Genomic DNA, 23,628 nt, shown 5'->3' on the forward strand with positions numbered 1-23,628 from the left:
ATTTTCAGTTTGAATCCTGCTCACGGTCTAAAATCTCATACGTTTGAGAGCTTTTTTGATCAATTGTTTCTTTATTAGATAGATCTTTGACCTGTTCATGAAACTCCCTTTCGAATGACGGAGCATCCGTTTCCAAATCGTCCTCTACATCAGCTTGGGCTTCCACTGTCATTCTTGCGTACGGAACAGCTTCCAATCTTTCGTACGGAATGTCTTGACCTGTTTTTTCACAAATGCCGTACGTTCCGTCTTTTATCTTTTGTAAAGCCTGATTAACCTCCTCCAAAAGTTCCCGGTCTATTTCTTTTACCGTTTGGTCTGTCATGCGGTCTGTTACAAGCGTTCCGTGGTCAGCCATATGGTTATCGACCCCATTAGACAGCTCTCCTACTTCTTCAGTCATTGATTGTGTTTTCTTTTTTTCGCCAGACAATTCTTTTTGCATATCAAGCAATTTATGGTAGAGATGCTGAGTTTGTTCTTTAGTCAGTGCCATGTGTATCCTCTCCTTTTTTTCTCTGTTCCCAGTTTTGAATACTGACAAACCAAAAAAGCGTTTTTATGGCACAAAAAAAGCCAAACCATTCTTTGGGACGGCTGGCCTCAGTCAGTTTTATTCAGCTGCATAAATACTTTGTCAGCACCGCTTGCACTTCGCTTAAATCGGTATCTTTCGCAAATTCTAATTCAAAGGTTTTGCTTCTTGTCATTAATAAAAGTCCAGTATCGGGATCAAACATTCCCGCTTCTTGAATGGCAAAGCTTTCAATCGTTTTATATGGAAGAAATACACGAACCTTCTTTTTAGAAAACACCTTATTATCAAAGAAAATGATACGTTTGTTTGTAAAGCAAATTTGGTCAACCCGGAGCTTATAAATCGATTCTATTCTTTCCCCTTCAACGAGCAAAGCTTCAAGCTTCTTTGCGTCAGTTGATCTGCTAACAGAAAAAATACCCAATGAAGAACCCCTCTTTCTGCATTTATCTATTTTTCTTATGACGAGATTACATTAAATAAAATAAGTCCTTTATCCCTATATAAGAATACGACATAGAAGACATATAAACCATTACGAACAGATTACATTTTTCAAATTTTTGATTTGTTTCTTGTCTTTTGAATTGTTGTCATCATGTAGTACGCACCAAAAGAGAAAAAAGTTTCATTTTCCGTAAATATTTTTTGAAAAATGAGTTTTTTAATGTTTCTTTTGTGTATCTGTTTTATTTTCCCTTTTTGAATCAAAGAAGAACCGCAGCTTAGCTGCGGTCCTTTGCATAACCATCCGTATCTTCAATTGTGACATCTTCTGTTTCTTCTCCCTCAGGAATTCGATCGGTGATTATACCTCTTCAAAATATTCTTTATAGTAACCGCCGATTTTATTTGTATTATCGACGACAAACAGAAATTCCTCTGTTTCATTCTTCACTTCATATTCTTTCCCTGGAGTTAATACGCGATTTACAATGTATTTTTTTGCGTTTGTCTGAACACACTTTACTTTTTTAATGGTTTCTTTTTCAAGCCAATTTTTATGTATCATGATGAAATCTCCTTTACTTGTCTATAAGCCTATTGTAGCTTTTTTCTTTTGTAAATTGCAATATCGGTTATTCATTGATTTTGCCTTGTTTTCTAGTATAGAATGTTTGTATACGCTTACTTCCACAGTAACGATCGCAGCTAATTCCTGCTCTTCAATGAAGCAATATCCATACTATCACCAAGAATCTCAGAACAGACCATAAAAATGACTGGAGGTTTGTTACGAATGAGTTCTTTAACGATGCAAGTGAGTAAAAGGCTGGAGACATTTTTACAGGGAACAAAGAAGCTTTATATTGATGGAAAGTTTGTTCCGAGTGCCTCAGGGGCAACCTTTGACACGCCCAACCCGGCGACAGGCGAAACCTTAATGACGCTGTATGAAGCCCAGGCAGAGGATGTGGACAAAGCCGTTAAAGCTGCCCGCAAAGCCTTTGATCAAGGCGAGTGGAGAACAATGTCTCCAGCATCGAGAAGCAGACTGATGTATAAGCTGGCAGATTTAATGGAAGAGCATAAAACTGAGCTTGCCCAGCTTGAAACCCTTGATAACGGAAAACCAATAAACGAAACAACAAATGGAGATATTCCGCTGGCTATTGAGCATATGCGCTATTACGCCGGTTGGTGTACAAAAATAACAGGGCAGACAATCCCTGTTTCCGGCTCCTATTTTAATTACACACGCCATGAGCCTGTCGGCGTCGTCGGGCAAATCATCCCATGGAATTTCCCGCTTCTTATGGCGATGTGGAAAATGGGTGCGGCTCTTGCAACCGGCTGTACCATTGTGCTTAAGCCTGCTGAGCAAACCCCGCTTTCAGCTCTTTATTTGGCTGAGTTAATTGATAAAGCCGGTTTCCCCGACGGTGTCATCAATATCATTCCGGGATTCGGTGAGGATGCGGGAGAAGCACTTACCAACCATGAAGCGGTTGATAAAATTGCCTTTACCGGATCAACAGAAATCGGAAAGAAAATCATGGGCACAGCGGCAAAAAGCATTAAGCGGGTCACCCTGGAACTGGGCGGAAAATCACCTAATATCCTGCTCCCGGATGCGAATTTGAAAAAAGCCATTCCAGGCGCTTTAAACGGTGTCATGTTTAACCAAGGCCAAGTCTGCTGTGCGGGCTCACGCGTCTTTATTCATAAAGACCAGTATGATGAAGTTGTCAATGAGATGGTGTCTTACGCTGAATCACTCCGCCAAGGAGCCGGACTTCATAAAGATACCCAAATCGGCCCGCTCGTGAGCAAGGAGCAGCATGAACGCGTTCTTTCTTATATTCAAAAAGGGAAAGATGAAGGAGCTAAAGCTGTCACTGGCGGAAGCTGCCCTTATGAAGAAGGATACTTTGTCGCGCCGACTGTGTTTGCGAATGTGGAAGACGATATGACCATCGCTAAAGAAGAAATTTTCGGACCAGTCCTGACGGCCATACCATATGAAACAGTGGATGAAGTCATTGAACGAGCTAACCATTCTGAATACGGACTTGCTGCCGGACTATGGACCGAGAATGTAAAACAAGCCCATTATATCGCAGATCGTCTTCAAGCCGGGACTATCTGGGTAAACTGCTATAATGTGTTTGACGCAGCTTCCCCATTCGGCGGTTATAAACAATCCGGACTCGGAAGAGAAATGGGCTCCTATGCTCTAGATAACTACACAGAAGTCAAGAGTGTATGGATTAATCTTGAGGACTAAAAGGTTTTTCAAAAAAACTGCTGCCAGCCAGCAGTTTTTTTCTTTCAGTAATGGCGGCAAAAGCAGGTGAATATATATCTTCTGAAGGAGTTGAGCGGGATGAGCACACTTCAGGAGAAGGTGAGGCGCTATCAGCAAAACACCATTTCAGAGCTGAAAGATAGGCAAAATGATGACGGTTCTTGGACATTTTGCTTTGAAGGGCCAATCATGACGAATTCTTTTTTTATTCTGCTCCTCACCTCACTTGATGAAGGTGAAAATGAAAAAGAACTCATTTCGGCGCTTGCAGCCGGCATTCGCGAAAATCAGCAGCCAGACGGAACGTTTAACAATTTTCCTGACGAAACAGGCGGCAATATAACAGCTACCGTCCAAGGATATGTCGGAATGCTGGCTTCAGGATGCTGCCATCGAACTGATCCGCACATGAAAAAAGCTGAACAATTCATTGCATCACATGGCGGCTTGAGAAATATTCATTTTATGACAAAATGGATGCTTGCAGCAAATGGCCTTTACCCTTGGCCCGTTTTATATTTGCCATTGTCGCTTTTAGCAATTCCCCCAACATTCCCGGTTCATTTTTATCAGTTCAGCACATATGCCCGTATACACTTTACCCCGATGGCCGTAACACTCAATCAGCGATTCACACTAAAAAACCGCAAAATTCAATCTCTCCGCCACCTCGACCCGCACATGACAAAAAATCCTTTGACTTGGCTCCGTTCCGATGCCTTCGAGGAGCGAGACCTCTCTTCTGTTCTGACTCATTGGAAGCGCATTTTTCGTGCACCCTTTGCTCTTCAGGAGCTGGGCTTACACACAGCTAAAACGTATATGCTTGACCGGATTGAAGAAGACGGCACACTGTACAGTTATGCAAGCGCCACAATATTTATGGTATACAGCCTTCTGTCACTTGGTGTGTCACGCCATTCACCGGTCATCCGAAGGGCAATAAATGGCATCAAAGCATTGGTGACTGAATGCGGCGGCATTCCTTATTTAGAAAATTCCACATCCACTGTTTGGGATACTGCATTAATCACCTATGCGCTTCAGCAAAACGGCGTAGCCGAAACAGACGGTACAATTACAAAAGCCGCTTCTTTTTTACAAAAGCGGCAGCATACCAAGATAGCAGATTGGTCTGTCAAAAATCCAAATGTATCTCCAGGCGGCTGGGGATTTTCAAATATCAACACGAATAACCCTGATTGTGACGACACCGCAGCCGTCTTAAAAGCAATTCCCCGCAGCTTCTCTCCTTCTTCTTGGGAGCGAGGTGTGGCTTGGCTTTTATCGATGCAGAACAATGATGGAGGGTTTTCCGCCTTTGAAAAAAATGTGAACCACCCTCTTATCCGCCATCTCCCGCTTGAATCCGCCGAGGATGCGGCTGTTGATCCCTCCACCGCCGACCTTACCGGGCGTGTGCTGCACTTTTTAGGTGAAAAAGCCGGCTTTTCAGTAAAACATCACCACATTCAGCTTGCTGTGAACTGGCTTTTTGAAAACCAGGAACGTAATGGATCTTGGTACGGACGATGGGGTGTTTGCTACATTTATGGCATATGGGCTGCCTTGACCGGTATGCACGCCTGCGGAGTTGTTCGAACACATCCTTCGATACAAAAGGCAATCCGGTGGCTCAAAACCGTACAAAATGATGACGGCAGCTGGGGTGAATCCTGCAAAAGCGCTGAGGTCAAAACCTATGTGCCGCTTAAAGAAGGAACCATTATACAAACTGCCTGGGCTTTAGATGCTTTATTGCAATATGAAAAACCCAGTCATCCAGCAATTGTAAAAGGAATGAACTACCTCATGGACAGCAGTTCTCATGACGGTAGAAGCTTGACTTATCCAGTGGGAATCGGGCTGCCAAAGCAATTTTATATTCGGTACCATAGTTATCCTTATGTGTTCCCTTTGCTGGCTGTCAGCAAGTATTTGAATTCTATTGAAAAGGAGACAGCAAATGAAACGTGAATCTTATCAAACCGAGATGTTCAATTGGTGTGAAGCCTTAAAAGATCAGATTCAAAAACGAGGACAGCTTGATCAATTTGAGGATCAAATCGAAAAGATGATTGAAGCGCTGGAGGATGACCAGACGACAGAAGAAGAGTGGTATCAGCAGGCCGCCACACTCTATCGTGATATTACACAATCAGAAGAAACAGGTGAAAGACGCGCCTTCGTTCCTATAGGAAAACATGTTCTCCCAAAGCTTCCGTACAAGTACTCCGCTTTAGAACCTTATATTTCACGTGATATTATGGTGCTTCATCATACAAAGCATCATCAAAGCTATGTTGACGGACTGAATAAAGCAGAATTGGAGCTTAAGAATGCCAGAGCTTCAAAGAACTATGACTTGATCACTCATTGGGAAAGAGAGCTGGCATTTCATGGAGCTGGCCATTATTTGCACAGTATTTTTTGGTTTTCTATGCATCCAAACGGAAAAAGACGTCCTACTGGAGCATTGTTTCAAATGATCGATCTTTCATTTGGAAGCTATTCAGCCTTTAAGGAGCATTTTACCCAAGCTGCAAAAAAAGTGGAGGGTGTCGGGTGGGCCATTCTTGTCTGGTCCCCTCGTTCCGGACGGCTTGAGATTTTAGCCGCAGAGAAGCACCAGCACTTCAGCCAGTGGGATGTTATCCCTCTTTTGCCGCTTGATGTATGGGAACATGCTTACTATTTGCAATATAAAAATGACCGCGGGAGCTATGTTGATCATTGGTGGAACGTAGTCGATTGGCGTGAAGCCGAAAAACGTTTTGAACAGGCAAAAGAAGTTGTATGGAAACTCTATTAAAAAAGCCCCCTTTTCCAGGGGGCTTCATTTTTTAAAAAACACCTAATACATGTAAAAATACAATAATGATTGCAACAGGTGAAAGATAACGTATCAGCAGAAGCCAAACCGCAAACCACTTTCGCTTGAGGTTTGAGCCGCTTTTCAGCTCGTTAAACAAATCCTCTTTCGGTATTTTTAACGGTACAAAGAAAGAAATCAATAACGCTCCTAACGGCATTAAAATATTGCTGACCAGAAAATCAGCTGCGTCAAAAATAGACATGTGAAAAATGGTAACATCACTTAAAACCCCGTATGATAACGCAGACGGTACGCCGACCAGAAAGATAGCAATCCCGCCGATCCAGGCAAATCGTTTTCTTTTACTCACATCGCCTTTAGAAAGCACAGCGACCAAAATTTCAAGCATTGAAAACGCAGAGGTCAGTGCCGCAAATAAAAATAGAATTAAAAATGCTAATAAAAAGACAATTCCGAACGGCATTTGATTAAACACAGTCGGCAGCACATTAAATAACAGAACAGGCCCTTGATCCGGTTTGAGACCGAATGAAAAAACAGCTGGAAAGATCGCGATGCCCGCCATAATGGCGACAAGGACATTCAAAACCGTAACAGATACAGCAGACTGCACCAGATTTTCTTGTTTCTCTAGATAAGCACTATACGTTACCATTACAGATACACCGACACTTAATAAGAAGAAGGACTGGCCCATCGCATATAATATCGTATTGGCGTCAATCGCAGAGATATCAGGTGTCAGGAAAAACTTAATACCTTCTATCGCTCCATGAAGTGTAACTGAACGCACCATTAAAATGATAAATAATATAAAAAGCGCCGGCATTAAAATTTGGCTTGCTTTTTCAATTCCGCTGCTTACACCTTTTGCGACAACCAAAATTGTGACCAGCATAAACAGCAGCTGGCCTCCTACAGCCAAATAAGGATTTGAAATAGTATTCGCAAACAGCGTATCAAATCCTGACGTATGCGATAAACCGCCGGTAAAGCCTTTAAAAATGTAATTTAAAATCCATCCGCCGACGACGCTGTAGAATGATAACAGAATAAAGCACGTCGCCATGCCCAAATAGCCTATCCAATGCCACTTAGACCCTGGAGCAAGAGATTTATAGGATTGGACGGCATCTTGCTGTGTTTTTCTGCCTATGATGAATTCACCGAGCAATAATGGCAGTCCGATTAAAATTGTAAATAAAATAAAAATAAATAAAAACGCGCCTCCTCCGCTGGTGCCTGCTACATATGGGAATTTCCATATTGCACCGAGACCGATAGCCGATCCAGCCGCAGCTAAAATAAAGCCCAGCTTCGAAGACCATTGATTAGCTTCCTTCACCCTATCACTCCTATTTTCCAAAACAGTTTAAAGGTTCATTGTAAGAATATCTACCTATATAGTCAAGAATATTTTGATTAGATTACATAATATATTTATCATCTATCTCCATGGATATATCAGATCACAGTCAATCTATTAATATTGAATTATTCAGAAAATTAATTATAATAGGGGAATACCAAAAAATCTGTAAGGATTTCTGCTGGAGTTCTTGATCAGTGTATGAGGAGTGTTTTTATGGAAAACATCAGAAAGATAAGTCATTTCGCGGGACAAACCTTCGGAATCTGGGTCATTATTTTTGCCGTGCTCGGATTTTCTTTCCCGTCATTATTTTCTTGGATCAGTTCTTATATTACGATTTTTCTTGGCATTATTATGTTTGGAATGGGGCTAACACTGCAAACCGATGATTTTAAAGAGCTGATCAGAAAACCTTTGTACGTCATTATCGGAGTGATTGCCCAATATACGATTATGCCGCTTGTTGCTTTCGGCTTAGCATATGGCCTGCATCTCCCCTCGGAAATCGCGGTAGGCGTTATTCTCGTTGGCTGCTGTCCCGGTGGAACTGCCTCTAATGTCATGACATTTTTAGCAAAAGGCAATACGGCCCTGTCTGTTGCTGTCACAACGATTTCCACCTTGTTGGCACCGGTTTTGACGCCGGTTTTGATTATGCTGTTTGCCAAGGAATGGCTGCCTGTCTCACCTGGCTCGTTATTTATTTCGATTTTGCAGGCTGTATTGTTTCCAATCATTGCAGGCCTAGTCGTCAAAATGTTTTTCAAAAAACAGGTCGCAAAAGCCGTTCATGCCCTGCCGCTTGTTTCAGTCATCGGCATCGTTGCGATTGTGTCAGCTGTTGTAAGCGGCAACCGGGAAAACCTGCTTCAATCAGGATTGCTTATTTTTTCAGTAGTTATCCTGCACAACGGGTTTGGATATTTACTGGGATTTCTATGTGCAAAGCTGTTAAAAATGGATTATGCGTCTCAAAAAGCAATTGCAATTGAAGTCGGCATGCAAAACTCAGGGCTTGGCGCAGCACTTGCCACGGCACATTTTTCACCGCTATCTGCCGTTCCGAGCGCGATTTTCAGTGTATGGCACAACCTTTCGGGCTCCCTGCTCGCTACATATTGGTCTAAAAAAGGTAAGAATCCAAAAGAAGATTCAAACAGCACAGAACTGACTCTTTAACATTCTATTGTATATAAAAAGGTACATCACGTTTATCCGTGATGTACCTTTTTTGTTTTATCCCTCTAACAAAAGCTGTTCAGGATCTTCTAGTAAGTTTTTAATTGTGACAAGGAATCCAACTGCTTCTTTACCATCTACGATCCGGTGATCATAAGATAATGCAATGTACATCATCGGACGGTTTTCGAAACGTTCTTCATCAATTGCGACAGGGCGCAGCTGAATCTTATGCATACCCAGGATACCAACTTGAGGGCTGTTTAAAATCGGTGTCGACATGAGTGAACCGAAAGTCCCTCCGTTTGTAATTGTAAATGAGCCTCCTTGCAGCTCACCAAGGGTCAATTTATTGCTTCTCGCTTTTTTCGCAAGCTCGCCGATTTCTTTTTCAATGCCTGCAAATGTCAGGCGGTCTGCATCACGTACAACTGGAACGACAAGTCCTTCCTCAGCTGCGACAGCGATTCCGATATCATAGAATTTTTTAACAATCAGCTCATCGCCTTGAATTTCTGCATTCAAGAGCGGATATTTTTTCAAAGCCGCTACAACAGCTTTTGTAAAGAAAGACATAAAGCCGAGCTTCACTTCATTTTGCTCAAAGAATTGGTCTTTGCGGCGTTTTCTAAGATTCATAACAGCCGTCATGTCAACTTCATTAAATGTAGTCAGCATCGCAGATGTTTGCTGTACTTCGACTAGACGTTTTGCGATTGTCTGTCTGCGGCGTGACATTTTTTGCACTTCAACAGGCTTTTCAAAGCTTTGCTGTGTTTTTTGAGCCTGCGGCTGCTGTTTTTGCTGAGGAGCTGGTTTCGCAGCCGGTTTTTCATACGCCTCAACATCCTGTTTGCGCACTCTTCCAAGCGGGTCGCCAGTCGGAACCTGAGACAGGTCAATCCCTTTCTCTCTCGCCAGCTTACGTGCAGAAGGAGATGCGATTGTTCTTGATTTTGCTTCAGTTTGCGCTTCCTGGCTCACTTCTTGCGCCGCTGGTTCAGCTTGCTTTTCTTCTTTTTCACTTTCTTTGCTTTCAGCCTTCTCTGAAGGAGCAGGGGCAGAACTTTCACCCGCGCCTTCTGTAATGGTACCGATAATTTCTCCAACTTGGACGGTATCACCCGAATCTTTCAATACCTCTTGAAGAACACCCGATTCTTCTGCTGTCAATTCAACATTTACTTTATCCGTTTCAAGTTCAAGCAGATATTCACCCTGTTCTACATAATCACCGGGCTGCTTTAACCATTGGGCTATTGTTCCTTCTGAGATTGATTCTGCTAATTCAGGTACCTTAATTTCCGCCATTTTTTCATTTCCCCCTTAGTTTTTGCGAGTCAAGCTATCAGATACAATACGTTCCTGTTCTTTTTTATGAACTGTCGGATCTCCCTCTGCAGGACTGGATCGTCTTCTTCGTCCAATATATTGAACGCTTACTCCTTCTGGTGCAAGTTCTGTCAAATAAGGGCTGATGTAGCTCCAAGCCCCCATGTTCTGCGGCTCTTCCTGAACCCAAACGATTTCTTTTAGGTTCGGAAGCTTTGCAAATAATTCTTTGACTCCTTTTGCAGGGAATGGATACAGCTGTTCAATTCTCGCAATGTGAAGCCACTCTTTCCCGTCTTCTAACTTGTTGAAATGATCGCTGATGTCTATAGATACTTTACCGCTGGATAATACGAGCCGCGTTACTTTTTCATACTCATGAGAAAGTCCTGACTGTTCGTAAACAGGCTGGAAGCGGCTTTCACTGAGCTCCTGCACTTCAGAAACGGTATTCGGATTGCGCAGAAGGCTCTTCGGCGTCATGATGACGAGCGGACGAATTTCCTCACGCAGCAGCATTTTAGCCTGTCTTCTTAATATATGAAAATATTGAGCGGCGCTTGTCAGGTTGGCAACCGTCCAGTTATTCTCAGCAGCTAGCTGCAGGAACCGCTCGATTCTACCGCTTGAATGCTCAGGGCCCTGTCCCTCATAACCGTGCGGCAGCAGCATCACTAATCCAGATTTTTGGCCCCATTTTGCTCGTCCGGCAGAAATAAATTGGTCAAAGTACACTTGAGCAGCATTGGCAAAATCCCCATACTGCGCTTCCCAAAGGACAAGTGTTTCAGGTGAATACACATTATAGCCGTATTCAAAGCCGAGAACCGATCCTTCAGACAGCGGGCTGTTATGAACGGCAAATGATGTATCACAATCTGACAAATGGTGCAAAGGCACAAATTCTTTGCCTGTCTCACTGTCGTGAAGTACAAGGTTTCGTTGGGCAAACGTTCCGCGCTCAGAATCCTGTCCTGTTAATCGAATCGGTGTTCCGTCTTTCAGAATGGAAGCAAACGCGAGAGATTCAGCCAATGACCATTCCACTTTTCTGTCATCATCAAACGCCTTGGCCCGTCTTTCTAAAATGCGTTTTAGCTTACCGAATACATTAAACGACTCCGGCCAATTGACCAATTCGCCATTCAGCTTGCGGAGCACATCAAAATCAATAGATGTGTCTACATCCGGAAAGCCGTTTGAAACAGGTTCCGGAAGTTCTATTTCACAAGCGATAGGTTCCTTTTTAGCCGGCACTTTTTGATAAGCGTCTTCTATGCGTTTCGTTACCGACTTTTCAATGTTTTGAACAACTTCCTCGGTTAGCACCCCATCTTTAATGAGCTTTTCCGCGAAAATATGTTTGACAGTCGGATGCTTTCTTACAGCGTCATACAGCATCGGCTGAGTAGTTGACGGCTCATCCATTTCGTTGTGTCCGTAGCGTCTGTACCCGATTAAGTCAATCAGAAAGTCCTTGTTGAATGTTTTTCGGTATTCTACCGCAAACTTAACAGCTGAAAGACAGGCTTCAGGATCGTCCGCATTTACGTGAACAATCGGAATTTCATAGCCCTTCGCCAGGTCACTGGCATAGTTTGTTGATCTTGATTCAGCGCTTTCTGTTGTGAATCCGATCATGTTATTGGCGATAATATGAATCGCACCGCCGACTTGATACCCTTTTAAAGAGCTTAAATTCAATGTTTCAGCTACAATTCCTTCCCCCGGGAACGCAGCGTCTCCATGAATTAAAATCGCAAGTGATTTTGTTTCATCCTGAACCGGATATCCGCTATGTGTTCTTGTTTCCTGCGCCGCTCTTGTGCTGCCTTCAACAATCGGATTGATAAATTCCAAGTGGCTCGGGTTATTCGCCAGCGTAATGCGCGCTGACTTCGTTTCAGCGTCATGAAGCTCACGGTTCGCTCCCAGATGATATTTGACATCCCCCGTCCATCCGTAGCTGATGCCGATTGATCCTTCAGACGGGACAAGATCTTTGTTAGGCGCGTGCTGGAATTCTGAGAATATGATTTCATACGGTTTGCCCAGCACATGTGCCAGCACATTCAGGCGGCCCCTGTGCGCCATGCCGATGTTGACGCTCGTTGTACCTGATTTGACAGATTGTGCAATTATGTCATCAAGCACTGGAACGAGAGCGTCCAGACCCTCAATTGAAAAACGCTTCTGCCCGACGAAGGTCCGGTGTAAAAATTGCTCGAATCCCTCTACTTCCATCAGTCTCTCCAGCACAGCTGACAGCTTTTCGGCTGAGTTCTTTTGGAACAATTCACCGGATTCAATCTTTTGAGTCAGCCACTCGCGCTCTTTAAAATCGTGTACATGATCAAATTCAAATGAGATGGTTCTTTTATACGTATTTCGCAAATATTGAATGGCTTCTAAACCGTTCGTAATGTTTGTAGGAGCGTCTTTACAAATGACCGACGCAGGTATTTCTTGTATTTCCTCTTCTGTTAGCCCGTAATCGGATAATGGAAAGAGCTCGCTCTTTTTCCCATCCTTTCTGAGCGGATTGACGGAAGCGTTCAAATGGCCATAGGTTCGTATATCTTCTGCAAGTCTGATTGCTGATGCGATCTTTTGTATCAGATCGGCTGTAACACGTCCCTTTTCTTTTGTTCCCGATGCCTCTTTTATATCGCTTGGAGGAGCTCCGAGTTCGTCGAACATTTCCTTCAGATCCGGATCAATGCTGTTCGGATCCTGGGTGTACTGATCGTAAAGCTCCAGCGCATAGCCGAGGTTCGGACCGTAAAAATCTTCCCAATTCATTCGTTGTTTCATATTATTTTGAAACATTTGAATATTACCCCCAACCTAGATAATCAAGTGATTTATTCACTATCTTAAAATAACTTTCGAACGCTGTGTCCAAAATTATGTAATAAAAACGCTTCCAACGATATTTTACCACTGTTTGCAATTTGATTCTACCTTGATTGTTCACAAAATAGTAAAAAACCTTTATAAAAAACAAAAAATTTAATCATTTAAAAAAAGAAACGCCAAAAAGCATAGAATAAAGGGTTATCCTATGCTTTTATGGAGCAGTTTTTTAAGAAGCGGATACAGTACATCCGGAAGCTGATCGACATCCGGGACAAATATACTGAACTTCCCGTACATATCCTGTATCGTTTTCATTTGTGATTCTTCAATTTCCGAGTTGGAGAGAAAAACATTTATGACTTCTATCCCTCTTTTTCGAGCTTCGATAACTGCTTCACTTGTATCGACAATTCCATTTTGCTCATAACCAAATGCGGCCGGCTCTCCGTCAGAGAACACGATTAAGAATTTTTGCGCCTCGCTCCGCTGCAGCATTTTTTTCGTCATTTGCCTGATCGCATAGCCGTCACGGTTGTCTTCCTCAGGTTCAAGCTGCATAATCGCCGGTCCCGCCGCCTGTCTTAAGGATGACTGAAATGGAATTACCGTATTAAAATAGTTCGGCTGACTCGTTTCGGTCGCATCGTTTGTATCCTCCCAGAAACCGACAATTTGATGCGGGACTGCTACCGACTTCAGGGCTTCGTGAAACAATACGATTCCCCGCTTCGTTTCATCCATTTTGTCGAACATGCTGGCTGAACAGTCGACCAGCAATGTGAAAACAGCGTCAATTTCTGAAGAAGGCTCTTGTTTTTTGTAAAAAAGACGCGGATTCCGCTCCGTAAAATAACGGAGAAGCTTGTTGTTCAGACGGCCCGCGTGAAGGTCAGTCCTTGGCAGCGTTTTTTTGTGTTCAAGCGTTTTTTGAATCATCTGTTTCAAACGCTTCTGATACGATTCGATCGATTTTGCCTGCTGTTTATAAGAAAGCTCTTCATCTTGTGTTGCAGGCTGCGGTTCTTTATAAATCGCAAACGCGAATTTATTTTCCTTTCCGTCGGCAAGACCCGCACCGTTCGGCTGGTCTTTTTTGGACTCCAGCGCTTCCAGTTTGGAATAGTCTTTTCGTTTTGTCTGTCTGGCTGAACCTTGAACAGAGCCGAGGGCCTGGTCTCCATCGTCCCCTTCACGAGAAGCATCTTTTCCTAAATCGGATTTTGCACCGTGTTCAATATCAAATTGAAGGAAGCTTTTAGACGGCGCTTCTGTTTCACGGTGCCAAGTCGGCATTTCTTCATCGTGAATATCTTCATCGCCGTCTGACTTTTTCGGAAGCGTTATGTCATCGCTCAGCTTCGGCGCTTTTTTCTCTTCTTCAAATAACGGCTGCTCGGCAGCTTTTGCATAATCTAACTCAGGCAAAAAGAAGTAGGTATTCAGCATGTCTTTATCAAGCACCTCTTCAAGTCCGTCCATGATATCTTCGACAATTTTCAGAACGTGATGTGTAGAATCAGCTTCATACACGCACAAGAGCTGCTGTTCGATAAACGGACGCATCAGATCAATATCATCACGCATAGACGGGATGGCTTCCAGAGGCGATTCCGCCGTCAGCTTGACATACATGGCGCAAAAGAGCGCATCCGTAAAAATGCTTCGTTCTAAATTTAAAGTCAGCTGCGTGGAGAAATGTTTTCTGTACATGTCTTTTCGTTTTGCAAATACATGCTTTGTACCAGGACGCTCGTGTTTGATACACTCTTCAATTCTGATGTCCTCAAGCAGCATAAACAGCTGTTTGGCAAAGCTTTTGTACGTAAGATTGTGCTGGATATAATTCAAAAGGCTCGCAAACTCTTGCAGCGAGCTGTATTTTGTTCCGACCGATCGAAGGTAGACATCGCTTTTGAGACCTGCTTCCATATCTTCAGCTGCTCTGTCCTTCCAAAAGTGGCTCATGTAGATTTTTTTTTCAAATGGGTTGTAGTAGGACTGAACGCCATACTCCACTTCCACTGCCTCACTTTTGGTGAGCGTTTTGGCCAAATCGGTCAGCATCATAAATAAAAACGAGTCAATTGTGCTGTCATTAAATTTGATAAATTTCATCGCACATCCCTCATTCAAACAAAGTTTCTGCGATATTTCGGACCGCCGCCTTTTCACGGTCATCGTCAAGCTTCTCTACAATTCCGCGTTCGATGGCGCGTAGCGGCGGAATATAAGCGGCTAAATCACACGTATCAATTAAAGCTCTGATGGATGCCGCTTCTTCAGACACCTGCCCGTTATTGGCCTGAACGATCAGATCAGAAGACAGCGTGATAAACCGGTCAATCAATTTCTCATCATGAAGGGCAGACTGAGACATGAGTACTTGTTTCAGCAGCTCGCCTTTAATATAAGGCACATCAATGATGACAAAACGGTTTTTAAGCGCTTCATTCAGCGGAACGGTTCCGACGTAGCCTTCATTGATGGCAGCAATGACTCCAAACCCTTCTTTTGCCCGAACGACTTCTCCTGTAAACGGATTTGTCATCATTTTTCTGTAGTCCAATACACCGTTTAAGATTGGCAGGGTTTCCGGTTTTGCCATATTAATTTCATCTATATAAAGAAAGTGGCCTTCATTCATGGCCGTTGTCACAGGTCCCGAGACAAACTCGATCGTCGCCTGGCCAGATTGATTTTCAATGGTTTTATAGCCGACCAGCGCTTCAGCATCCAAATCAACTGAGCAGTTGACACTGTGCATTGGTTTATGAAAATAGCTGGACAATGTTTCTGCCAGCTTAGTTTTACCTGAGCCTGTAGGTCCTTTTAACAGGATATTTTTCCCCATCGCTAATGCGATAATGGCATCGAATAAAATGGCTTCATCCTCCGCCTCATAGCCTGATGTCCCGATAAGCGATTGAAATTCTGGAGAAATCGACTGGCTTTTATATGATAAAAGCTTATTTTGTATATCTTCCGGCAATGTTAAGTGCTGCAATTGAGATGTCATAGACAGGTTTCCTTTCCTATTCGTATTCCATTAACGAGTATACTAAAAAAGCCCCTGTATGCTCAATACAAAAGGGCTCCCGCTATATTACTGTTTCTCGTTATTGCCAGAAAGTGCTCCGCAGACAATTCGCGCTCCTGAATTTCCGCTCGGATTCGTCAAATAGTCGTCAGCCTGTTCATGAATAATAAACGCGCTGCCATCCTGGTCGAGAATATTCAATTTGCTTCCTTTTTGTAAAGAGGTTTCAGGCGCATTCATAATAACATCTACTTTCCCGTCTGCGCCGACTTCAAGATTCGGAAGATCTCCGGCATGATGTCCCATCGGATTATTGAAGCCGTGTTCTTTGTTCAGCGGATTAAAAGGTCCGCCCGCCGATTCAAAATCCGGCCTGACACATGATCCTTTTTCATAAATATGAAACCCGAGTGAAGCCCCAGGTGTCAGGCTATGTGCTGAGATGTGAAAATCGAGCCCTTCGTCTTCTGACTCTTTTATTTCAATAAACCCGACTTTTTTGCCTTCTCTATTGACCAGCTGAATCTGATGACGAAACGCTGAGGTTTCTATTACCTTTTTTTCCGGTACCCGCCGCGGATGATCGGGAGGTGTTTCCTGACTGCATCCCGCAAGACCCAGTGCCGCCAGCACGATAAGGAGCAAGAAACGATTCATGCTGTCTCCCCCTTGTTTTTTCTAACAGTCTGGTCAATCATATTCCGATATAAACTAAAAAAAGCCTTTTAAAAGGCTTTTACATTAGGGCAGCAGGACGTCCTGCCCAAACGCCCCGTCTGTCTAATGTCGATGCTCATAGTTTAAAAATAGCTTCGTGCTCCCAGGTAGCGCTGTTTCCAATACGAATTGCTGAGATTGGAAATGCCCACACCGTCGGAGCTTGCATGAATAAAATTGCCGCCGCCCAAGTAAATCCCCATGTGAGACGGTCCGGATTTATACGTCGTAAAGAAAACAAAGTCACCGACTGACGGCTGGCTGACTTTTTGCATTACGTTCCAGTACCCTGCCGTGCTCAGCCTTGAAATAGATGATACTTTATTAATGAGGTAATAAATATAACCGCTGCAATCGAAACCGGAAGGCGTATTTCCGCCCCAGCGATACGGAACACCGACATATTTTTTTGCCTCCGTTATCATTCTGTCAATCTTTGTTCCTATTTGAACGTTTGATCCTGGTTTGTCTTTCGGGACTGTCTTATTGGAATTATTTGATTTAGTCGTTCCTGAAATGGTGAGAACCTGTCCGATTCGCAGAACATCACTAGACAAATTGTTCTTATCACGGATACTTTGCACGGTGACGCCCAGCTGATTCGCAATCTTCCATAACGAATCACCCGATTTCACTTTGTATGTAGTTGTTTTTGAAGAATTTGAGTTTGACGGTTTTTTTGAACCGCCGCTACCGCTATTGGATGAGCTGCTTTTTTTTATTTTTAATACTTGCTTAGGGTAAAGCGTATCTGATGTTAAGCCGTTTAAGGTTTTCAATTCGGCCACCGTCATATTTAGACTGTTTGCGATTTTCCACAGAGAATCACCAAGCTTTACAGTATATGTACTTTTTGATGAGCCTGCAGAATTTGAACCGTTGCTTTTTTTCTGCCCATTCGAATCATTCGAACCATTTGAACTGCTTGTCCCTTTAATTTTCAGTTTTTGGCCGGGACGAATCAAATCACTGCTCAGGCTGTTTAAGCTTTTAAGCTCTGAAACACTCATTTTATGATTTTTGGCAATCATCCATAAGGAATCACCATATGCTACGGTGTATGTTGACGTTTTGCTTGAGTTTGATGAGGATGTTTTGCTTTTTTTGCTGCTTTCAGGAACTTTAAGGCTTTGGCCGACATAAAGCATTGACGATTTCAATTTGTTTTCGGATTTCAGTGCTGAAATACTCGTATGATACTGGCGCGAAAGTTTCCAAAGAGAGTCACCGCTTTTCACCTTTATCGTTTTTGCGTCCGCGGGTGCTGCTGCCATCGATGACCCAACAACTGCGGAAACAGCCAAGCCGGCTACGATCTTCTTTTTCATTCATTTAACCTCCTAAACTTTTTATGAGACAAACAGAAATAATTAGTATTCTGTTTCCAAAAATGGCACACATACGTTTTATCGTCACTTTTTTAGCGTTATAAACAAATTTTTATAGATCCGGCAGCAAATTCAGCTTCGTTCGACCTTAAACCTCTAGATAAACACCTAATACTTTACATAATTTGTATAGCTTTATCGAAAGTCTAAGGAACTATTTAAGCGGGGGTAAAATGATTGGTTTATGTTGATGAAAGAAGCAGATTTTCCTCCTTTCCTGTCTGTTTTTCTTTCAATTCTCTATCAAAGTGTCAAATCCCTTCTTCTGACTGCAACTCTGCCCAGCTTTCCGAAACAGTTAAAAGCCTGTCCATTTCAAATGAACAGGCTGTATACACTATGCGTTAGCTGATTGAGTATTGTGTTTAACATATTCAAGAATGCTGCCGGCAGCTTTTTCAGCACCGCCTGCTGCTTTCAGTGACTGGCCAATTGCTTTTGCATTCTTAGCATAAACAGGATTGCTGATCACTTCTTGAATGGTTTCTTTCAGAAGGTTTTCAGACAGCTGTTCTTTTTTCAGCACTTTCCCCGCACCTACTTGTTCCACCTGTTTTCCGACAGCGAATTGATCAGCTCCCATCGGAATGACAATGAGCGGTGTTTCAAAATATAACCCTTCGCTTGTGCTGTTCATTCCGCCGTGGGTGACAAACAAACTGGCTCTTTTCAGGATTTCAAGCTGCGGCACATACGGGCGCACAATAAAATTGTGAGGAATATCGTTTAACTCACTTTGTTTAACATGTTTCCCAATGGACAGCACAACTTTTCCGTCAAAGTCTTTGCACACCTCGAGACATTGGTTGAAAAACTCTTTTTGATTATTAAAAATGGTTCCCATAGAAATAAACAGCACGTTTTCATTGTCAATCTCATCGAATGGAAAGTCATTGCTTTTGGCTCTTTTTGCAATTGAAGGACCAACAAACACATAATTTTCTCCGAATTGCTCAGCCATTGGCTGAAATTCTCTTGACGTAAAGACAATCGTCAAATCTCCATCGGACGAAAAAACGTCAAAAGGCTTGGTAATTCCCGCTTGAAACTCGGCATTTAAGGTTTCTGCGAGCTGCTGATAGGATTCGTAATAAGGTGAGTCTTCAAATGGTCTGCTATTGAAGGTGTCCATCATTTCCTTTAAAAAATCCTCATTCATTGCAAAGGTCGTACATAATGAAAATCTCGGCAGCTTCAGCAGATTGGCAATGATTTTACCGGCCAGGAAATGGTGATCATATATGACATAATCATATGATTCGTTTTTCACTTCATTATAAATATGGGTGGCGATGTCCTTACACCCTTTCAAAAAGGCGCATATCATTTCGGCAAAATCTCTTTCCTCATTACCAGTTGCGTTTTTTCCGAAATATTCTTCTCTAAAATCGTTATATTCACGAAATTCAATATCAAGCGCAGTGATTTTTTCTTCATATTCCTTTACTGCATAGTAAGTAATGTTTTCTCCTCGTGATTTCAGCTCCTTCATTACACCGATAGACGGATTAATATGGCCCTCTCCCGGAAAACCGATCATTAATACATTAGTCATGCGGCACACCCTTCCATTAAAATTTATGTAATATTTTATACAGTACTATAAATACAAAATCAGGTAAAGTATTTAACTTTATTAATATTAATCCAATATAACTTTTATACTAGGTTACATTTCCCGACTTTCTATTTTCAAGAAAAAAAGCATTCAGTATGGCATGAATGCTTTTAAAAAAGAGTTCTATTCCAGTCATTTTGTCTCATGAGACGAAAGCTGTTCGGGTCCTTTTGTTTATTTTTATGTTCTCGGTGAGATGAGCGGATATAACACACCGTCCTTCGCAAACGACATCTTGCCTGTTTCCTCAGAAACAACCAGCACAAGCGCATCTGTATATCCAGACATCCCCAAAGCCGCCCGGTGCCTGGTTCCCAGATGAATATCCACTTCTTGTGTCGTCAGCGGGAGAACGTTTCCGGCTGAGACGAGTGTATGATCCCTCACTAATAAAGCGCCGTCATGAAGAGGGTTTCCCGGGAAAAAGATGCTTTCAATTAATGAAGCACTGATTTCTGCATGCAGCGATGTTCCTTTTTGAATAAATTCGTCAACCGGGTCTGCCCTTTCAATGACAATTAACGCGCCATGCTTATTTTCCGATAAATTTTTAATCGCCTTGGCCAGTTCCACAAATGACGGTGTAAATTGTTCAATGTATGATTGCAAATAAAAGGATGAGGCAATGCCGTGCATATTCTGAAAAATACGTCCCAAGTCATCCAATTCACAAAGGAGGCATTGATCTTTTTCGTGTAACGTTTTCAAAATAAGAGAAGCATCCCCTAATATCTGTTCTAAATGCGATTGTATCTTTGCCGTGAATACACTTTCTGTCATCTGTTCGTAATGCATGGGCCTTCATCTCCTTTTCATATTTTCAACTTTGCACGCATGCTTATCTTATTGATGTACATTCTATTGGTAAAGGAGGTATGTAAAGAATGGAAATGGAAAGAATCATTCAATATATCTGCACCTTTTTAGGCGTTATTTCGCTTTCTTTTATTTATGCCCAAATGTTTAGAAAAACGAAACCGACAAAAAAAGAATAGGCCAGGCGTTCATTGCTTTTTATACATAAAATGTTATAATTTCTCTCGTTATGATAAAGAAACGGGGATCAATGTATGAAAGAAACCAAAAACGCCGGACAAAAGATAAAACAGCTTTTGCACATTTTAATTCCGATTTTAATTACTCAGGCGGGGCTTTCTCTCATGACCTTTTTAGATACGGTGATGTCAGGGAAAGTCAGCGCCGCCGATTTAGCCGGTGTGGCCATTGGTTCAAGCCTTTGGACGCCTGTCTATACTGGTCTGGCAGGTATATTAATGGCAGTCACCCCGATTGTCGCACAGCTATTAGGTGCTGATAAAACCAAACAAATTCCCTTTACTGTCTTACAGGCTGTATATGTGGCCGCGCTTCTAAGCATCGCCGTTTTAGCGGTTGGATATGGAATAGTTGATCCTGTTCTGTCCCGATTGAACCTTGAGGCACACGTATATGACATTGCTAAGCACTTTTTAGGGTTTTTATCTTTGGGGATTTTTCCTTTATTTGTTTACACCGTTTTGAGATCGTTCATTGACTCATTAGGAAAAACACGAGTGACCATGATGATTACACTATGTTCACTGCCGATTAATTTTGTGTTAAACTACGTATTTATTTTCGGAAAATTCGGCATGCCTGCCCTTGGCGGAGTCGGCGCCGGAATTGCATCAGCGCTTACGTATTGGTGCATCTGTATCATCAGTTTTATCATCATTCATAAAGCAGCGCCGTTTTCTGAATATGGCATTTTCCTTACCATGTATAAGTTCTCTTGGGAAGCGTGCAAAAATATGCTGAAAATCGGACTGCCCATCGGGTTTGCCGTGTTTTTTGAAACGAGCATCTTCGCGGCTGTCACTTTGCTGATGAGCCATTTCAATACAGTAACCATCGCGTCCCATCAGGCCGCCATGAACTTTGCGTCACTTTTATATATGCTGCCGCTCAGCGTGTCCATGGCTTTAACGATAGTTGTCGGGTTTGAGGCCGGAGCAGCTCGTTTTAAAGACGCTCGCTCTTACAGCTTTATCGGCATCATGATGGCAGTAGGCTTTTCTTTGTTAACAGCTGCCTGTATCCTTTTATTCAGAGAGCAAATCGCAGGTATGTACACCTCTGATCAGGATGTCCTCCGGCTAACGCAGCACTTTTTAATTTACGCGCTGTTTTTTCAGCTTTCCGATGCTGTGGCAGCACCTATTCAGGGCGCCCTCAGAGGATATAAAGATGTCAATTATACACTTGCAGCCGCTTTTATTTCTTATTGGGTTATCGGCCTTCCTGTCGGTTATGCGGTCGGCACGTTTACAGGACTTGGCGCGTTCGGTTATTGGATCGGGTTAATTGCAGGACTAGCGGCAGGAGCAGTCGGGCTGTTTTTCAGGCTGGTTAAACTGCAGAAGCGTTATTTATTGAAGCAGGAATTTTAAAAGAGGTGATATGACATGGCACAAAATCAGAAATTATATGAGTATCTGTCTCAGCATGCAGAAGAAATAAGTTCTACATGGTATGAAACAATCGAGGAAACTGATCCGAATTCAATCTATGCATCAACAGACCCGGCCGTCATTAAAAATTTAAAGAGCCAGAATCTTGCTTTCAATTATAAGATCAGCCGTATCTTTATAGATGAAGAAGAGGTATACTTGCCCATTCTAAAAGCCTGGGCATTTGAAGTCACCCAGGATCAAGAGCATTTAAAAACGCCTATCCACTATATTATCCGTGAGTTTGTCAGAGTGAGAGACTTGTATATTTCCTATGTGAAGGACTTTGTTCATATCAATCAGGATACCGTGAAAAGCGAAGAAGCCGAGGATTTGTATCACACCCTTATTAAGGCGTTTGATCTTGTGATTCATATTTTTATAGAAGAAATGTACAAAAACACAAGCCTTCAGCTTCAAGCCCAAAAGGATATGATCACTGAATTGAGCGCCCCGGTAATCGTGCTGTTCCACAGTGTGGGACTGCTTCCGTTAATCGGTGATATTGATACCGTCCGCGCTAAATTGATCATGGAAAATACATTGAATCAATGTGCGAAAAAAAAGGTGACGCAGCTTTACATTGACTTGTCCGGAGTAGCGGTAATTGATACCATGGTTGCCCACCAGCTGTTCAGTCTGATTGAGGCGCTGCGTTTGATCGGCGTTTCATCCACATTGTCGGGGATCCGCCCGGAAATTGCGCAAACCGCGGTTCAGCTCGGTTTGTCTTTTGAGGACATCTCACTGAGATCTACTCTTGCATCAGCGATTGCATCTGACTTGAAATTAAAAAAGGTATAAGGTCCCCTCAAGGGCCTTATACCTTTTTTTAATCATTCCATTGATATGTCCAATACACTTCTTCTTCAAACCATGTTGCCATAACAGGTTCATTGTTTTTCAGTTTTTCCTCAAGCTCTCGGAGCATACCTTCCGTCTGGGTGCGATGAGCTCTTAACGCGTTCATTTTAATATCTGCCACTTCTTTGATATCAAGTACGACGTCTGCTTCGCCAAGCACCTCTTCCCTATTGCGTGTAATAGCCATGCATAGTGTGCGCGGACGGTCTTCTTTCTTTTTGCGGTACAATGCCCGGATGACCGCTTCCCCGCATGCATCATGGTCAGGGTGCACGCCATGTCCCGGATAAAATGTGACAATTAAGCTTGGTTTTACATCATCTATGATTTCTTCCATGATATCAGCTAAATATTTATCGTCTTCAAACTCAAGCGTTTTATCCCGAAGTCCGAGCATTCGCAAGTCATTAATATCCATTTCTTTGCAGGCGTTGATAAGCTCTTGTTTTCTTAATAATGGCAAGGTTTCCCGATTAGCAAAAAATGGATCTCCCATATTTCTGCCCATTTCGCCTAACGTAGCGCAAGCATATGTAACGGGCACATCTTTTTTTCTGTTTAAAGCAATCAGACCCGCCACACCGTATGATTCGTCATCAGGGTGAGGCAGGATTACAAGCACGTGTTCTTTCATTATTTTTTCACCCTTT

The 23,628-nt window shown here is 42.7% G+C and carries 19 protein-coding genes; 6 read left to right on the forward strand and 13 right to left on the reverse strand.

Annotated features, from left to right (window positions below; translation table 11 throughout):
• Nucleotides 1–4: 4 nt before the first annotated feature.
• The 3 genes from NSS75_RS11300 to NSS75_RS11310 all read right to left on the reverse strand — a co-directional run bounded on the left by NSS75_RS11300 (nucleotide 5) and on the right by NSS75_RS11310 (nucleotide 1,550).
• Nucleotides 5–496 carry a TraR/DksA family transcriptional regulator gene (locus NSS75_RS11300; RefSeq protein WP_095713098.1) on the reverse strand — a complete coding sequence of 164 codons (492 nt, stop codon included), beginning with the start codon at nucleotides 494–496 and terminating at the stop codon, nucleotides 5–7.
• A 121-nt stretch (nucleotides 497–617) separates the two neighbouring features.
• Nucleotides 618–962, reverse strand: coding sequence for a PH domain-containing protein (locus tag NSS75_RS11305; protein WP_024121720.1), 345 nt, complete (start codon nucleotides 960–962; stop codon nucleotides 618–620).
• 384 nt (nucleotides 963–1,346) lie between these two features.
• Entirely contained in the window at nucleotides 1,347–1,550 is a 204-nt protein-coding gene (locus NSS75_RS11310; RefSeq protein WP_024121722.1) for a DUF6501 family protein, read from the reverse strand.
• Between the two features lie 228 nt (nucleotides 1,551–1,778).
• Between NSS75_RS11310 and dhaS the strand changes: the two genes are divergently transcribed.
• The 3 genes from dhaS (at nucleotide 1,779) to NSS75_RS11325 (ending at nucleotide 6,099) form a co-directional block, all read left to right on the forward strand.
• A complete protein-coding gene (dhaS, locus tag NSS75_RS11315) occupies nucleotides 1,779–3,266 on the forward strand; it encodes an aldehyde dehydrogenase DhaS (protein ID WP_095713099.1) in 1,488 nt (495 codons plus the stop codon).
• Between the two features lie 99 nt (nucleotides 3,267–3,365).
• Nucleotides 3,366–5,264: a prenyltransferase/squalene oxidase repeat-containing protein gene (locus NSS75_RS11320; RefSeq protein ID WP_339233125.1), complete on the forward strand. Its 1,899-nt coding sequence runs from the start codon at nucleotides 3,366–3,368 to the stop codon at nucleotides 5,262–5,264.
• On the forward strand, nucleotides 5,254–6,099 hold the full coding sequence (locus NSS75_RS11325; RefSeq protein WP_105955027.1) for a superoxide dismutase: 846 nt from the start codon (nucleotides 5,254–5,256) through the stop codon (nucleotides 6,097–6,099). The genes NSS75_RS11320 and NSS75_RS11325 overlap by 11 nt, the downstream gene beginning before the upstream one ends.
• A 31-nt stretch (nucleotides 6,100–6,130) precedes the next feature.
• Here NSS75_RS11325 and NSS75_RS11330 read toward each other — a convergent pair whose 3' ends face one another.
• Complete coding sequence (locus NSS75_RS11330) at nucleotides 6,131–7,468, reverse strand: sodium-dependent transporter (RefSeq protein ID WP_268496566.1); 1,338 nt, start codon at nucleotides 7,466–7,468, stop codon at nucleotides 6,131–6,133.
• A 240-nt stretch (nucleotides 7,469–7,708) separates the two neighbouring features.
• Between NSS75_RS11330 and NSS75_RS11335 the strand changes: the two genes are divergently transcribed.
• On the forward strand, nucleotides 7,709–8,674 hold the full coding sequence (locus tag NSS75_RS11335) for a bile acid:sodium symporter family protein (RefSeq protein WP_339233129.1): 966 nt from the start codon (nucleotides 7,709–7,711) through the stop codon (nucleotides 8,672–8,674).
• Nucleotides 8,675–8,731: 57 nt separating this feature from the next.
• Here NSS75_RS11335 and odhB read toward each other — a convergent pair whose 3' ends face one another.
• The 8 genes from odhB to cdaS all read right to left on the reverse strand — a co-directional run bounded on the left by odhB (nucleotide 8,732) and on the right by cdaS (nucleotide 20,420).
• Nucleotides 8,732–9,985 carry a 2-oxoglutarate dehydrogenase complex dihydrolipoyllysine-residue succinyltransferase gene (gene odhB, locus NSS75_RS11340; protein ID WP_059293272.1) on the reverse strand — a complete coding sequence of 418 codons (1,254 nt, stop codon included), beginning with the start codon at nucleotides 9,983–9,985 and terminating at the stop codon, nucleotides 8,732–8,734.
• 15 nt (nucleotides 9,986–10,000) lie between these two features.
• Nucleotides 10,001–12,835: a 2-oxoglutarate dehydrogenase E1 component gene (gene sucA, locus NSS75_RS11345; RefSeq protein WP_339233131.1), complete on the reverse strand. Its 2,835-nt coding sequence runs from the start codon at nucleotides 12,833–12,835 to the stop codon at nucleotides 10,001–10,003.
• A 228-nt stretch (nucleotides 12,836–13,063) separates the two neighbouring features.
• Entirely contained in the window at nucleotides 13,064–14,980 is a 1,917-nt protein-coding gene (locus NSS75_RS11350; protein ID WP_268496569.1) for a nitric oxide reductase activation protein NorD, read from the reverse strand.
• A 10-nt stretch (nucleotides 14,981–14,990) separates the two neighbouring features.
• Nucleotides 14,991–15,881: a MoxR family ATPase gene (locus tag NSS75_RS11355; protein ID WP_106022147.1), complete on the reverse strand. Its 891-nt coding sequence runs from the start codon at nucleotides 15,879–15,881 to the stop codon at nucleotides 14,991–14,993.
• Nucleotides 15,882–15,968: 87 nt separating this feature from the next.
• Nucleotides 15,969–16,559 carry a superoxide dismutase family protein gene (locus tag NSS75_RS11360; protein ID WP_024121733.1) on the reverse strand — a complete coding sequence of 197 codons (591 nt, stop codon included), beginning with the start codon at nucleotides 16,557–16,559 and terminating at the stop codon, nucleotides 15,969–15,971.
• Nucleotides 16,560–16,702: 143 nt separating this feature from the next.
• Entirely contained in the window at nucleotides 16,703–17,947 is a 1,245-nt protein-coding gene (locus NSS75_RS11365; protein WP_106022146.1) for a peptidoglycan endopeptidase, read from the reverse strand.
• Between the two features lie 397 nt (nucleotides 17,948–18,344).
• On the reverse strand, nucleotides 18,345–19,562 hold the full coding sequence (locus NSS75_RS11370) for a macrolide family glycosyltransferase (RefSeq protein ID WP_095713109.1): 1,218 nt from the start codon (nucleotides 19,560–19,562) through the stop codon (nucleotides 18,345–18,347).
• A 243-nt stretch (nucleotides 19,563–19,805) separates the two neighbouring features.
• On the reverse strand, nucleotides 19,806–20,420 hold the full coding sequence (cdaS, locus tag NSS75_RS11375; protein ID WP_268496572.1) for a sporulation-specific diadenylate cyclase CdaS: 615 nt from the start codon (nucleotides 20,418–20,420) through the stop codon (nucleotides 19,806–19,808).
• A gap of 275 nt (nucleotides 20,421–20,695) precedes the next feature.
• On the opposite strand from cdaS, the gene NSS75_RS11380 reads away from it, so the two are divergent.
• Together NSS75_RS11380 and NSS75_RS11385 are read left to right on the forward strand one after the other, a co-directional pair.
• Nucleotides 20,696–22,054 (forward strand): MATE family efflux transporter, encoded by a 1,359-nt coding sequence (locus NSS75_RS11380; protein WP_044155533.1) that lies wholly within the window; start codon nucleotides 20,696–20,698, stop codon nucleotides 22,052–22,054.
• Nucleotides 22,055–22,069: 15 nt separating this feature from the next.
• Entirely contained in the window at nucleotides 22,070–22,918 is an 849-nt protein-coding gene (locus NSS75_RS11385; protein WP_095713111.1) for an STAS domain-containing protein, read from the forward strand.
• A gap of 28 nt (nucleotides 22,919–22,946) precedes the next feature.
• Here the strand turns inward: NSS75_RS11385 and bshB2 are convergent, their stop codons facing one another.
• A complete protein-coding gene (gene bshB2 / locus NSS75_RS11390; protein ID WP_185848908.1) occupies nucleotides 22,947–23,612 on the reverse strand; it encodes a bacillithiol biosynthesis deacetylase BshB2 in 666 nt (221 codons plus the stop codon).
• Between the last annotated feature and the right edge of the window lie 16 nt (nucleotides 23,613–23,628).

This window comes from Bacillus sp. FSL K6-1012 (assembly GCF_037964915.1).
Classification (GTDB): domain Bacteria; phylum Bacillota; class Bacilli; order Bacillales; family Bacillaceae; genus Bacillus; species Bacillus halotolerans.